Raw genomic sequence first — 14,031 nt, 5'->3', positions numbered from 1 at the left:
GGAATACCAGCCTTCAAGCGGGGTAGGCTTAATTAAGAAAGCATGCGATTATTCATCGGCTCCACAAGCCCTTGTTTAAACTGCCCCCAAGCCGAAATGCGTGCAATTTGGCCGTTAGGATTTAGATACAGTATCCCACTTTTATCGCGAACGCCCATGGCTGGGAAGATTAACAGTTGGTTTAATTGGCCGGAAAGCTCGAAACTATCCATGCCTAACGCGTATAACCGGTTATAACTGTTTAATTGTTCTGGCCAGTTTTTGTACCCCAAATTATGCTCAAACACCCATGGCATGTCGCAGAAGATAATTCCGTTTAGATCGCGATCTTTTAAAGAGTTCGGATGCCCACCATAAACACTGGATGTGGAATACACGGGAACATCGCCGGCATAATAATAACGCAATAAAGGCATGATTTGTCGTGCTTTACTTGGGTAGGCTAATAAAAAGATCATATCAAAATCCTGGCGACGTCTTGGTGTGGCTTCAATGCTATGCCCAAGAATTTCTTTTAATGCTTTTTTGCGTTCTTCACTCTTCGAGATATGTAAAAAATCACGGACAGTTTGATTCAAATTATCATTCTTACCGTATTGCAAGGTATCCGCTACGCGCCCGCCGTTGGCACGCCATTGTTGGCTAAACGCTGCCACGACTTCATCACCCCATGCGTCTTGTGGTGCAATCACCAAAGCACGGGTATGGCCATTTAATCTAGCTTTAGACGCCACTTGACGGGCTTCATTACTGGGTGAAAGGCCAAATTGATAGGCATTTTCTTTCACGTTACCATTCAAATCGTTTAAAAATAACGTCGGAACAGGATGATTTAATGCCGCAACCTTGGCCACATCGGATTTGGTAAGAGGGCCTACAATGTAATCTGCGCCTTCATCAATGGCTTGTTGGTATAATGAACTCACATCCGATTGATTGGTATCATAAAAACGAACGTTTAAATCATCAACATCTTTACTCGCTTGGTAGGCCGCAATAAAACCATCACGAATGGCCGTTCCTGGACCACCTAATGAACCTGTCAATGGCAATAGCAAGGCTACTTGTCTAGGATGAGAAAAGAGCTTTTGATCCACTTGCGATGTGTTTAGTAGGCTGTTGGCTGGGTGAGTTGGGTACTTGGTTTGCCAATTTTGAATGGCATTGAGCATATCGCTGGGTTTGGTATGGTCATCACGAGATAGGAGCGCTAATTGCATCCACCCCTTAAGTTCAGAAGACTCTTCGGCTTCAAGAGCCATGGTGTTTAATTCAGGCGTGGGTTGTCCGGCTAAAGCTAGCCAAAGCGCTCGTAAATTATTAGCTTGAGAGGCTTTGTCCGGTAAAAGCTTTGACAGTTTAATCCGTTCATCCACAGCCTCAGACACATTCGCGGTGCTTTTATAAGCTTCCGCTAAAAGCTCGTGATACTGCGCTTGATAATAAATCGGTAAATCATGAACATTGTTAATGGCAGCCAGTGTTTTGATGGCCGATTGTGGTCTTTCACGGATCAATTCAATTTTGGCTAATAACAGATGCTTTTTATCGGCCAAATCGGGAGGCAACTGCTTTAACCGTGCTAAAATAGTCTGACCTTGCTGCCATTGTCCTTCATGAATTAAGCGGCCAGCGGCCATCATTTGGAACGCTTGTTGTTCTTCGCCAATGCTTCTTTTAGCCTGAGCCAGATAAGTGGCTGCGGGCAGCGTGTAAGGACTTGCCAACTGTTGGTTGACTTGCATAGGGCTATCTGACACATTAGCGCATCCGGTCAATAATGAAAAACAGAGATACAACAAACCTAATTTATACATTGAGGATTTCATTCGCTTGACCTATTTTACCTACACTCAACCTAAAAGAAGAGAAGAGAATAAACCATGACTGCCTCTTCAGCAATAACTTCAGGCACGCTTTATATTGTTGCAACCCCGATTGGCAACTTGGAAGACATCAGCACAAGAGCGATCCATACTTTGCAATCGGTTGATGCAATTTTGGCAGAAGACACACGCCATTCTCAACCATTATTGACCGCATTAGGAATTAATAAACCCTTAGTCTCAATGCATGCCTTTAATGAAGCCGAAAAAAGCAAAGTCATTATTGAACGTTTACAACAAGGCCAAACTTACGCTTTAATCAGCGATGCAGGCACTCCTTTGATCAGCGATCCAGGATTTCCTTTGGTCAAACAAGCGAGAATCGAGGGTATTTCTGTCGTTCCCATCCCTGGACCTTGCGCTTTAATCACCGCATTATGTGCTGCTGGCGTTCCTTCAGATGTGTTTACGTTTATTGGTTTTCTTCCAGCAAAATCTTCAGCAAGAAAGCAAACGCTACAACACCTCAGCGCTACGCTACACACGCTAATTATGTATGAGTCTACCCATCGCATTGTTAATGCTGTGGAAGATATTGCCGCTGTATTTGGTGAAGACTGTCAATTGGTATTGGCAAAAGAACTCACCAAAACCTTTGAGCGATTTGTGGCGGGAAGCTCTATTGACGTTAAACATTGGTTGTTAAGCGATAAAAGGCACGTTAAGGGTGAGTTTGTCTTAATCATTCCTCCTCGAGAAGCAAAAAAGAAAACCCAGGAAGAAGAGCACCTCTTAAGCCTGTTAATGGAAGAAATGCCTTTAAAGCAAGCAGTAAAGCTTGCTTGTAAGATCACTGGTGGGAATAAAAATGAGTTGTATTCGCGGGCTTTGGAGATGAGTAAAGGGGATTAAAAACGATGATATGCCCGTGATCGGTCAAAATGCGTGATTTATGCTGTTTCTTTTTCGCCCAGCCGCATGTTGAAAAACTCGCAAAGGAATGAGCCATTACTCGCTTTTTAAACTGCGACAGGACAATAAATAAAGGCGCCTAACAGCTCGCATTGTGAACGATCATGGGTATATTTTTCTTTTTATTTCACGCAGCCAGGAACGAGACAGGTCATCGTTCCTAATGTTTTTGCACATCAGCGCCTCTTAAATTAGTCACAGATGTTTGAATTAACTTCCTGAAGGAGATGGCAGGATAGGATCTGTTTCTGTTTCTGTTTCTGTTTCTGTTTTATCGGCAGAATCCACCAATTCATTGCTAGGCAACATCGGCACATCGGGTGCGCGTTTTAGATTCAGGTATCCTTTACCCAACTCGTAGCCTAGATATAACACCGTAAGTAATACAGCAGCCGGCCAGGATACCGCGAATACACCCATGATGACCATCGGCACAAGCGCACTTTTGGCTACAAAAATCAGAAAATCAGTGCGTGCGTTTGTCACCGCCGCCATATCGTCTTCGGTTGCGAGTCCTTTTCCCTGCTTTTGTTCAAAGATCAATACTTTTTCTTTGTATTTTCCAAACATATCCGCGGAAACATACATCGCGACGGCAAAGCAACAGACCAAAAATGAAACGGGGACGGCCGCAGGAGAAGCCAACATTAAAGCCGCTGAAAATCCTCCCATTAAAAGAAGCGCCGCTGTAATATTAAACCAAAACGTCGCACTCGTAGCTTTCCAGCGAATTTCTAAACACTCCAATTGCTCCAGGATTACCTGTTGATGTGCGGGATCTTTGGCGTATAAGTCTAGTTCCTCCTGATATTGTGCTTTTTTGGTAAAATATTCCTGCTCAGCTAAACGACGACGATAAAACAGTAACGCCAAGTCAAACACTAGAAAAGCCGCCATTGTCCAGTTAGCTACAGAAGCAGAGATCTTAAAGTAGTGGGCGTAATTGGTTAAGCCATTGACGGTTCCCCAAACAAGATCATTGAGCATCTCACAATGCCGTTTATTAAATTCTTTAGCAAAACGTTGTGCGATGGGAAGTTTAGATTCTTCGGTGCTAGGAAAGAAGGTATGTTTTAGCAACGTTCCGGTATTCATAGTAAACCGGATAGCAAATAAACCAACACTCAAAGCATTAAATACCCCTGTTGGTTTACTAAGCATGTTGAGCATGCCATCAATTGTTCCACGTCTTCCCAGAAGCTTGCCAATGAACTCAGATTCTTTCAACACCACCAGCGTTTGTTGTAGAAATATGCGAGAAAAAACAATTTGCATTCTGGTGATATTCACTAAGCCCGCCATGTCTTTAATTTTGGCGGAATGTAGCGGTGTGCTGGCTAAGCCGCTTAAATCTGTAGCCAGTTGTTTACCAAGAGCATTTAAATAAGAATTGCTAGCTTGCCCAGACTGTTTTCCTAACTTTTGTGCTTCATAGCGAGCGCTGATCTCGTTAGCCAGCGCTTTATATTCCGCGGTTAATTCTTTCTTATCATACGCTTGATAATAAAATTCAAGCATTAAAGCGCAGTAGTAACCGTAATACCAAAATTTATCGCGGCCGTCACCGTTCTGTTGTAGGGCATTAAATAAATCAATAAAATCTTGTTCAATTTCTGAACGATGGTTTGCCACATACTCGTAATCTTTCTTCTTTGCTTCTGCTTCAACAAGACGCAGAGGAAGGAGGGTTGATGGAGTAGCTAAGGTTTTAAAGAAATTTTGCTTATCTAAAACGTATGTAAATCCTTGTGTTTCCGACATAGTTCCTACCCACCCCAATAAAAAATTAGAATTTGAAGCTTATTAAATTACAGCTTGTTTAATTCAAGATCAAGACTTTTTGTATTTATTTTTTTCATATTGAATGATTAACGCCGTGCAAGATTTCAGTAACGGTTTAGGTTTGGTGATTAAGGTGCATGTTAGGCGCTCTCTTACGAACTTAACTAGGTAAGTGTGGGCAAGGACGCGGATAGTTTATTTGCCGATGCAAAAACTTGAAAATATTTTGCCAAGCAAATCATCGGCGGTAAATTCCCCGGTTATTTCACACAGTGCTTGGTGCGCTTGGCGAAGATCATCGGCGAGGAGTTCACCGGCACGATGTATTGTTAGCTGTTCACGACCTGATACTAAGAAAGCGTGAGCATCTTCGAGCGCTTTAAGATGCCTTCTGCGTGCCAAAAATTGCCCTTCACTAGGATGATAGCCAACGACTTCTTTGATCTTAGCGATTAACAGAGGAAGTCCCGCACCTGATTTGGCAGAAATATATACCGCTTGTGCTTCTGTTGAAGGGGTTAAATCTAGCGAATCGATTTTGTTGTACACACGAATAATAGGAACCCCTGTGGGCAACGCGTCACGAATATCAGTATCCAATTGATTGACTTCAAGTTCAGGGGCTCTGGCATCAATCATTAACAACACGCAATCAGCACGTTTTACTTCCAGCCACGCGCGCTTAATCCCTTCTTGCTCAATAGGGTCGCTGCTTTCATGAAGACCTGCTGTATCAATTAGATGAACTGGAATCTCATCTAAAAGAATGTGTTCGCGCATGACGTCTCTGGTTGTACCGGCGACATCGGTTACAATCGCCACCTCACGGCCAGAAAGAGTATTCATTAAGGTGGATTTTCCGGCGTTTGGGCGACCGGCAATCACAATAGATAACCCTTCACGAAGCATTGCGCCTTGACTAGCAAGGTTACGGATCCGCTCCAGTTCAGTCATAATGTCTTGCAGCATCGCTTCGATTTTGCCATCGGCTAAAAAATCAATTTCTTCTTCTGGAAAATCAATAGCGGCTTCTACATAAAGGCGAAGGTGAATGATGTTCTCATTCAGCGCATGAATCGCTTTTGAAAACTCGCCTTGCAACGAGCGAATAGCCATGCGGGCGGCCATTTCTGAACTGGCATGAATTAAATCTGCAATGGCTTCAGCCTGTGCAAGATCAATTTTATCGTTTAAAAACGCGCGCTCAGAAAACTCGCCCGGGCGGGCGAGACGTGCGCCCAAATGACACGCTTCAGCAAGCAAGCGATCAAGAACAATCGGGGCACCATGCACCTGAAATTCCACCACGTCTTCGCCGGTAAATGAGTTTGGCGCTGGAAAATAAAGCACTAAGCCCTGATCTAATAATTCTTGGAGATGATCACGAAACAAACAAAAATGAGCTTCTCTTGGGTTAAGTTTTTTTTTGCCAGTTAAGGCTTTAGCAATAGCTAGGGCGTGAACTCCAGAAAGGCGGATAATGCCTACCCCGCCGCGACCGGGCGGAGTGGCAATGGCTACGATGGTGTCGATGGTCATTTATTCGCAGCAGCTAATTTCTTATTATTCGGCGTTTCATCGCTGTATTTTCGTGTGATGTACCACTGTTGCAGAATCGACAGCGTGTTATTCACAATCCAATACAAGACAAGACCGGCTGGGAAATTCCAGAACAGTGCCGTAAATAAAATCGGTAAAAACATCATGACTTTAGCTTGCATTGGATCCGGTGGCGCAGGATTAAGCTTTTGCTGAATTAACATGGTAGCGCCCATGATGATGGGGAGCACATGATAAGGATCGGCTGAAGCTAAATCTTGTATCCAAAAAATAAATGGTGCTTGTCGCAACTGCACGCTTTCTAGCAATACCCAATACAGTGCAATAAAGACTGGGATTTGAATTAGAATTGGCAAACACCCACCTAACGGATTGACTTTCTCCTGGCGATACAATTCCATGGTAGCCTGGCTTATTTTGGCTTTGTCATCTCCATATCGCTCACGTAAGGCTTGTAGTTTAGGCTGTAATTTCCGCATCGCAGCCATGGACTTATAACTGGTGGCCGATAAGCGATAAAAAGCCAGTTTAATCATTACCGTGACTAATACAATCGTCCAACCCCAGTTTCCAACCACGGAATGAATCCCTTTCATGATCCAAAAAAGAAAGGATGAAAGGAACCATAACCACCCATAATCAATGGTCAAATCAAGCGAGGGAGCAGCCGCGCTTAATTGATCATCTAACTCTGGCCCCACGTATAAATTAGCGCCAACTGTTTCAGTTTCGTTTGGTGAAACCACAATTGGTTTTGTCACCATACCAATGCTGTAATCGTCATCTAACGCGCGAGTGTAGAAACGATTCGTGGTGTCTGCTAATGGAATCCAAGCACTTAAGAAATAATGCTGTTGCATAGCCACCCAGCCGCCTTCCGATTTAACATCCAGATTACTCTTAGTCATGTTACTGAAAGGCACTTTTTGATATCGATGCTGTCCTGGAACGGAATAAGAAGCTCCAGTGTAGGATCCAATATGGAAAATGCTGGACTTATCTTCCTTAGGTGAACTGCGAAGCAGCTGTGCATTCATATACCCTTTCCAAGCCGCCTCACCCACATTGGTAAGATGATAACGAACCTCGATTAAATAACTGCCTTTGGTAAAGATGAATTCTTTTGTCGCATGTAAACCATTAGCTTGGCCGGTTAAGGTCACGGTTAGTTTTTGATCATCAGAGGTTAGCTGATAAAAGTCTTTTTCTGTCGTGAAATTAAAATCTAGATTATCTAATTGATGGCCACGAACCACAAATAAGCTGCTGTTGGCCACATACTGTTCACCTTTTTTTTCTTGAAGTAAGGTAATCGGGCGATCTTCCTCAACACTAACGGGATAATCCAACAATTTAGCGTTTACAATATCCCCATGTTGCAAATCAATTTCTAAATCAAGCACGTCGGTTTTTACAGTAATGTCTTTAGCCGATTGCTTGTCTACAGATGGCGTTTCAGTAGGAGTGATGGCTTCATCCATATGCGGACTCATTTTGGGGAGCAAGCGATCCTCTGCCGTTTGGGTTGGGGTGACGTGATTCACCTCTGATTGAGGGCTAACTGGCGCTGGAGGATGATCGGCTTGCCAATTTGTCCATAGTGAATAAATAACCAGCGCAAGCGCCGCATATAAAACAATTCGTCGAGTGTCCATCAATGTTTCTCTTTGGTGTTTGGTAATACAGGATCATAACCGCCTGGTGACCACGGGTGGCAGCGCAATAGACGGCGAACGGTCATTAAAAGCCCTTTGCAAACCCCATGATACTGGATCGCTAATAGTGCATATTGTGAACAACTAGGGTAATAGCGGCAACAGGGTTTAATTAGAGGGCTTATAACATATTGATAAAGCCTGATAGGAGCACAAATTACTTGTTGCATAAAGCGGATAATCTGTCCCATGCTTTACCTAATTTGATTGTAAGGTTTGGTTTATCTAAGTCAGCCACTCCGCTTCTGGCCAATACAACCACATCAATGGTTGGCAATTCTCGTCTACGAAAACTTTCGCGCAGTAGCCGTTTTAAACGATTACGGTCATGCGCTTTAGCCACGGCTTTTTTGGATAACGCCAATCCAAGTCGCCCATGACCTAGATTATTGATTCGGTATAAAAAAATAAACTCAGGAGTGACCAATTTTTTTGCCTGTTGAAAAACGTGATCATAGTCACTTTTTTTTAACAGGCGTCTTTGTTTACTAAAACGATACACTTAGGCAGACAAACGTTTACGGCCTTTCGCACGACGACGATTAATCACCAAACGACCACCGCGTGTCGCCATCCGAGCACGGAAACCGTGATCTCTTTTTCGTTTTAGATTACTGGGTTGAAAAGTTCGTTTCATGATGAACCTGCAAATATTTTTTCAAAGTGGGCAATGATAGAAAACTTTACACTAGCTGTCAAACAGGATTTTTGATTTGTTAACACAGAGAATCGTATTTTGAACCGTTCTAAAAAACATAGATTAGTATAAATGAAAACAATATTATTCAGCGATGTAATTATAATTATCATTTAATATTTCTTATTTGATGTTTATTATAAGCGTTTGTTTTTCTGTTGATAAATATATTTTTTTATTAATTATTAATAAGTTAAATTAAAACAAACCCTGTTTAAAAACACTGATTTGACTCCCTAATGGATCCTGAATAAGTCTAAACCGTTCTGGAGACACTGGAGTTATACACGACTAACGATCGCAATTGGATCGCATCCATTCACATGATTTGCTTGATAAAATATTGTTATGAGGGGAGATTACGTTCTTGTTGCTTTAGATTCCCGCGATAAGCGGTCTTCGTTAATGACGACTGCTTACAGCAAGTTAGAAAATTAATTTGGCATTCCCACGAGGGAAGAACTATTTCGAGGATAACTTTAAATTATGAAGCTTATACCGATTTACTCTAGATCATTAGTGAGGCTTGCTTAACAGGATTATGTCATTACTAAACGCTGTGAAAAATCTCCTAAAATCTTGTACCAGGCTTCGTTTGCAGGAGATCCTTCAAACGGCTTACGTCGCTTTCAGGATGACGTAGTGTGGTGCTGTTCGATTAGATCAACTAACCAACGTCCCTAAAGTGTTTTGCAATCTTCTCACTCTTAAACTGAAACATCTGTGCTCAGATTAGAATAGAGAAGATTGCAAAAAAACGTTAGGAACGTTGCCTAAGTATTGTCAACTAAAACTTAAGGCTAATTGGAAGCGCTGCGCTCGGATGACGTGGGGAGCTACGCTTTTTTTAACTAATCACCTAATAAATCGGCCGACTTAAAACGTAGTCCAATAATAAATATAATTATTTAATCTTTTAATTTAATTTTTATTATAAGCGCATGTATATTGCTTAATAACTTTAAATTATTTCATTAAATCATTATGTTATGGCTTAATTTTGCTTGTTAATAATCCCTGGTTTTAATGAAGGCTTGGATCGGGATAACTTAAGCTGGTTTGTTTTCCTAAGAGTTATGCGCCGTTTGTTCCTGTCACTATTTGCGAGTTATCCACTATTTATTGTGAATAAATGCTACGATTTAGTTCCTTGTTCCGTTATAATCGTCCTTTGGTTATTCTTTGCATTTCATAAAAGTCACTTTACAACGCGCCTCGTTGTTTTTTCTTGCCCGGGGGCGCATTCAATGGCACTATTTTAATGGTGCTTAATGAACATAATAGATGTACTACTTGTGCCGTTTTTCATGAGCCAGTATTGTATTGCTTTAGAGGCTTTAAACTCGTTGTGTCTTCAAGTAGCTTATAGAATGAAATTGATGTTTGTGGAATGCATTAACGCTTCTTAGGGTTTCCTAATATGCCGCTTTCACCAAAGTTCGTTATTCCCGGATTACGGCTACGCCTTCATCCGGCTACCAAACAGTTAAAAGGGCTTATAACTCATTGCAATAACTAATGGAATTGGTAGGGTATTGATAAACGATTTGATTGGTGTTCGCTGCGATAGTAAACCCATCAAGAACGCGTATAAAAAAAGTTTGAGGAGTTATCTGTGTCTGCAACGGTCTGGCAGAAATGTTTAGAATATTTACAAGAAGAGTATCCAGCTCAGCAATTTAATACCTGGTTACGCCCGCTGCAGGCGGAAGCAGCGGACGATAGCACGCTGGTTTTATTGGCGCCTAATCGTTTTGTGGTCGATTGGGTTAAAAAGCATTTTTATCCCCGGATTTTAGAATTAGTCAGTCAGTTGAGCACAGATGCGATAAAACTCGTTAGTATTGAAATCGGCAGCAAGCTTGCTAACCCAGTCGTTCTTGATGAAAAAAAACACACTGAGGCTCCGGCGGTAAAGGCGCAACCTAAAAAGACAGCCGATCATTATAAAAACAGTTATCTCAATAGAAAATTTGTGTTTGACAGCTTTGTGGAAGGAAATTCAAACCAGTTAGCGAAGGCAGCTGCTTTGCAAGTAGCTGAACGTCCAGGCGATGCTTACAACCCATTGTTTATTTATGGCGGGGTTGGATTAGGAAAAACGCACTTAATGCATGCGATTGGAAATTCGATTCTAAAGAATAACCCAGAAGCTAAAGTATTGTATTTACACTCTGAGCGCTTTGTCGCCGATATGGTTAAAGCGTTACAGACGAATTCTATTAACGAATTTAAACGCTTTTATCGCTCCCTTAATGCGCTTTTAATCGATGATATTCAATTTTTTGCCGGAAAAGATCGCTCTCAAGAAGAGTTTTTTCACACCTTTAATGCGTTGCTTGAAGGGCAGCAGCAAATTATTTTAACCAGTGATCGTTATCCGAAAGAAATTGAGGGTGTCGAAGAACGGTTGAAATCAAGATTTGGATGGGGATTAACCGTGGCTGTAGAGCCGCCTGAATTGGAAACGCGCGTGGCTATTCTAATCAGCAAGGCCGAATTATCGAATATTGAATTGCCTTATGAAGTCGCGTTTTTCATTGCTAAACGAATTCGCTCTAATGTTCGTGAGCTGGAAGGCGCTTTAAGACGAGTCATTGCTAATGCGCATTTTACTGGAAAACCTATTACCATTGAGTTTGTTAATGAAGCTCTTCGTGATTTACTTGCCTTGCAAGACAAATTAGTGACCATTGAAAACATTCAAAAAACAGTAGCTGAATATTATAAAGTCAAGGTGGCAGATTTATTGTCGAAACGACGTAGTCGCTCCATTGCAAGACCTAGGCAAATGGCGATGGCTTTAGCCAAAGAACTAACCAATCATAGCTTGCCTGAAATAGGGGATCATTTTGGCGGTCGTGATCACACCACCGTGATCCATGCTTGTCGCAAAGTCAAAGAGTTGCTACAGGAAGCCGGTGATTTTGCTGAAGATTATAAAAATCTTATGCGCACCCTATCTTCTTAATTAGAGAATGCCATGTTTGAACTGACGATTAGTAAACAAGATCTCTTAACTCCACTGCTGACAGTCGCTGGTGCAGTTGATAAAAAGCAGTCTTTGGCGATTTTGGCTAATATTTTAATTAAGCTGCAAAGCGAGTATGTTTTAATAACTGCGACTGATCTCGAAATCGAAATCACCGCGACCATTCCCTGTCAAGCGAAGCAAGCCTCAGGCGCGATTACAGTGCCCGCTAAAAAATTTGTCGATATTGTGCGTTCGTTGGAAGACGCAGCGAACCCCATTATTGCTTGCAATGATAAAGGCGTCATCATTAAAGAAGGCCGAAGCCAGTTTAAATTAGCCACCTTGCCATCGGATCATTATCCCAATAGCGAAGATGAAGTTAGCGAGTTAGAATTAACCCTAACTAGAGCGGATTTAGTACACTTATTGCAGTCCACGCATTTTGCCATGTCACAACAAGACGTTCGTGTATTTTTAAATGGCTTATTATTAGAACTGGAAGGACAACACATCACCTCTGTGGCTACAGACGGACATCGTATGGCCATTTGTAAATTGGCGTGTGACACTGGTGGACAATCGCAAAAGCTTTTGATCCCACGAAAGGGGATTCAAGAAGTGTTGCGTCTTCTTGGCAATATTAATGATGAACGTGTGACGTTGGCCGCTGGAAAGAATCACTTTAAAGTGATGACTGAGCAATATACCTTTGTTTCGAAGTTAATTGAAGCTCGTTTTCCTCCTTACGCCAAAGCAATTCCTAAACATCAGGATAAGCATGTTATTTTAGATCGAGACGTCTTAAAACGCGCGTTATCAAGAATTGTGATTTTGGCCAATGAAAAATCTCGTGCCGTATTACTGCATCTGCAAGAATCGCAATTGACCTTGGTGGCCAATAACCAAGAGCAAGAAGAAGCCATGGAGACTTTGGAAGCTAAAACCCAGGGCGATGAATTAAAAATTGGCATCAACGCCAGCTATTTACAAGATGTTTTAAACCACGTTCCCGAAGGCCCCCTGCAATTATCCATGACCAATAGCGATAGCAGTGTTTTGGTGGAATCATTAAAGGATGAAACCTACCAGTACATTATTATGCCTATGAAAATCTAAGGATCACGCTGCTCATGAACCTCAATCAACTTGACGTTCATCATGTTCGTAATATTGGCCAAGCTAGACTTAATCTTCACCCTTCCTATAACTTTATTTTAGGTGAGAATGGCAGTGGCAAAACGTCCTTGTTGGAATCCATTTATCTCTTAAGTACCGGGCATTCGTTTCGAACCCGAGAAACCAATCCGTTGATTCAACAAGGTCACAGCAATTTAACTGTTTTTGCAAGTTTGCCACAGGAAGAAACCGTCAGCATCCAGAAATCACTATCAGGCCCTACCATAGTCCATATCAACCGCCAGCCTTGTCGAAGCAGTAGTGAACTAGCTCGCTTTCTTCCTTGTCAGGTATTTTATCAAGATATTTTTGATATCATCGATGCCGGTCCCTCCATTCGACGCTCGCTCCTAGACTGGGGAATGTTTCACGTGAAACCCGATTATCTCTCATTATGGAAAGATTATCGCCGCATACTGAAACAACGAAACGCGCTTTTGCGCCAAAGAGCTGACAAAGATGCGTTTATCCCCTGGGATAAACAATTAGTAGAGCTTTCTCATCAATTAGACCATCTACGAGCACATTACGTTCGAGATTGGATGGACGCATTTAAAACGATTTTAGCTCAGTTGACGGATACATCTGCTGACATCCACTACTATAAGGGCTGGGGAAAAAAACAGGGAAATAATGACCTAGCAGTCATTATCAATGAGCAGTTTGAGTCAGACCGTCTCCGTCAATATACTCAATCAGGTGCCCATCAAGCTGATCTTATCGTACAACCGCCTGGTTCAGTAAAAGCTAAACAGCATTATTCGCGTGGCCAGCAAAAAATCATCTTGATTGCCTTAAAATTAGCCCAAGCTAAGCTATTACCAAAAAAATGCGTGTACCTATTCGATGATTTGGCCGCAGAATTAGATAAAGAGCATTTACATCGTGTATTCCAGCATTTAACAACAATAACAGGACAATTTATCATTACGGCAATTGATCTAAATCATTATCCTTTGGATACGCTTGGTGATGATTACAACGTCTTTGCTATGCGTCACGGACAAGTAGAAGACAAAAATTAATGCTTCGCTAGTTAGAGGTAGGTTCTGTCTTTTTGACTCAATAATTTATTATGTACATGCTCTGTACATGACAAAAAAACCGGTCATGCCCGCGCAGGCGGGCAACCATTTCTGGTTTGGCACTGAAGTAAATTAAGATAACTCGCTGCCATAGAATGAAACTCATATAATCTCGATCGTCAAAAAGAGGTTATATAGAGTGTATCAGCGAGTTGAAGGATCGTTTAAATATGTATTTTGGCTGGAACAAGGCGAGAATGACATGTTTTGTAACTATGTTGCTTGCATTGCTTGCTACGCGTAC

Annotated in this window: 11 protein-coding genes; 4 read left to right on the top strand and 7 right to left on the bottom strand. The window is 41.9% G+C overall.

What is annotated here, in order from left to right; all coding sequences use genetic code 11:
* Positions 1–32 precede the first annotated feature (32 nt).
* Entirely contained in the window at positions 33–1,817 is a 1,785-nt protein-coding gene (locus tag E1O47_RS04810; protein ID WP_165475040.1) for a penicillin-binding protein activator, read from the bottom strand.
* A 66-nt stretch (positions 1,818–1,883) separates the two neighbouring features.
* On the opposite strand from E1O47_RS04810, the gene rsmI reads away from it, so the two are divergent.
* Positions 1,884–2,738: a 16S rRNA (cytidine(1402)-2'-O)-methyltransferase gene (gene rsmI / locus E1O47_RS04805; protein WP_133130138.1), complete on the top strand. Its 855-nt coding sequence runs from the start codon at positions 1,884–1,886 to the stop codon at positions 2,736–2,738.
* A gap of 270 nt (positions 2,739–3,008) precedes the next feature.
* Here rsmI and E1O47_RS04800 read toward each other — a convergent pair whose 3' ends face one another.
* The 6 genes from E1O47_RS04800 to rpmH form a co-directional block, all read right to left on the bottom strand.
* Positions 3,009–4,559: a hypothetical protein gene (locus E1O47_RS04800; RefSeq protein ID WP_133130137.1), complete on the bottom strand. Its 1,551-nt coding sequence runs from the start codon at positions 4,557–4,559 to the stop codon at positions 3,009–3,011.
* 216 nt (positions 4,560–4,775) lie between these two features.
* On the bottom strand, positions 4,776–6,119 hold the full coding sequence (gene mnmE, locus E1O47_RS04795) for a tRNA uridine-5-carboxymethylaminomethyl(34) synthesis GTPase MnmE (protein WP_133130136.1): 1,344 nt from the start codon (positions 6,117–6,119) through the stop codon (positions 4,776–4,778).
* On the bottom strand, positions 6,116–7,795 hold the full coding sequence (gene yidC / locus E1O47_RS04790) for a membrane protein insertase YidC (protein WP_133130135.1): 1,680 nt from the start codon (positions 7,793–7,795) through the stop codon (positions 6,116–6,118). The genes mnmE and yidC overlap by 4 nt, the downstream gene beginning before the upstream one ends.
* On the bottom strand, positions 7,795–8,046 hold the full coding sequence (yidD, locus tag E1O47_RS04785) for a membrane protein insertion efficiency factor YidD (RefSeq protein ID WP_133130134.1): 252 nt from the start codon (positions 8,044–8,046) through the stop codon (positions 7,795–7,797). The genes yidC and yidD overlap by 1 nt, the downstream gene beginning before the upstream one ends.
* Positions 8,013–8,357 (bottom strand): ribonuclease P protein component, encoded by a 345-nt coding sequence (gene rnpA, locus E1O47_RS04780; RefSeq protein WP_133130133.1) that lies wholly within the window; start codon positions 8,355–8,357, stop codon positions 8,013–8,015. Before rnpA ends, yidD begins: the two co-directional genes overlap by 34 nt.
* Positions 8,358–8,492 (bottom strand): 50S ribosomal protein L34, encoded by a 135-nt coding sequence (gene rpmH, locus E1O47_RS04775; RefSeq protein ID WP_131776956.1) that lies wholly within the window; start codon positions 8,490–8,492, stop codon positions 8,358–8,360.
* A 1,675-nt stretch (positions 8,493–10,167) separates the two neighbouring features.
* Between rpmH and dnaA the strand changes: the two genes are divergently transcribed.
* The 3 genes from dnaA to recF are packed head-to-tail and all read left to right on the top strand — an operon-like array spanning position 10,168 to position 13,727.
* Positions 10,168–11,523 carry a chromosomal replication initiator protein DnaA gene (dnaA, locus tag E1O47_RS04770; protein ID WP_133130132.1) on the top strand — a complete coding sequence of 452 codons (1,356 nt, stop codon included), beginning with the start codon at positions 10,168–10,170 and terminating at the stop codon, positions 11,521–11,523.
* A 12-nt stretch (positions 11,524–11,535) separates the two neighbouring features.
* A complete protein-coding gene (gene dnaN / locus E1O47_RS04765) occupies positions 11,536–12,642 on the top strand; it encodes a DNA polymerase III subunit beta (protein WP_133130131.1) in 1,107 nt (368 codons plus the stop codon).
* A 14-nt stretch (positions 12,643–12,656) separates the two neighbouring features.
* Entirely contained in the window at positions 12,657–13,727 is a 1,071-nt protein-coding gene (recF, locus tag E1O47_RS04760) for a DNA replication/repair protein RecF (protein ID WP_133130130.1), read from the top strand.
* Positions 13,728–14,031 lie beyond the last annotated feature (304 nt).

The organism is Legionella yabuuchiae (assembly GCF_900640115.1).
Classification (GTDB): Bacteria; Pseudomonadota; Gammaproteobacteria; order Legionellales; family Legionellaceae; genus Legionella_A; species Legionella_A yabuuchiae.
This window is presented reverse-complemented; position numbering and strand designations above follow the sequence as displayed.

Coding starts and splice junctions, on each gene's coding strand:
- E1O47_RS04810 (WP_165475040.1), bottom strand. CDS start 1,817: ATGTATAAATTAGGTTTGTTGTATCTCTGTTTTTCATTATTGACCGGA.
- rsmI (WP_133130138.1), top strand. CDS start 1,884: ATGACTGCCTCTTCAGCAATAACTTCAGGCACGCTTTATATTGTTGCA.
- E1O47_RS04800 (WP_133130137.1), bottom strand. CDS start 4,559: ATGTCGGAAACACAAGGATTTACATACGTTTTAGATAAGCAAAATTTC.
- mnmE (WP_133130136.1), bottom strand. CDS start 6,119: ATGACCATCGACACCATCGTAGCCATTGCCACTCCGCCCGGTCGCGGC.
- yidC (WP_133130135.1), bottom strand. CDS start 7,795: ATGGACACTCGACGAATTGTTTTATATGCGGCGCTTGCGCTGGTTATT.
- yidD (WP_133130134.1), bottom strand. CDS start 8,046: ATGGGACAGATTATCCGCTTTATGCAACAAGTAATTTGTGCTCCTATC.
- rpmH (WP_131776956.1), bottom strand. CDS start 8,492: ATGAAACGAACTTTTCAACCCAGTAATCTAAAACGAAAAAGAGATCAC.
- dnaN (WP_133130131.1), top strand. CDS start 11,536: ATGTTTGAACTGACGATTAGTAAACAAGATCTCTTAACTCCACTGCTG.
- recF (WP_133130130.1), top strand. CDS start 12,657: ATGAACCTCAATCAACTTGACGTTCATCATGTTCGTAATATTGGCCAA.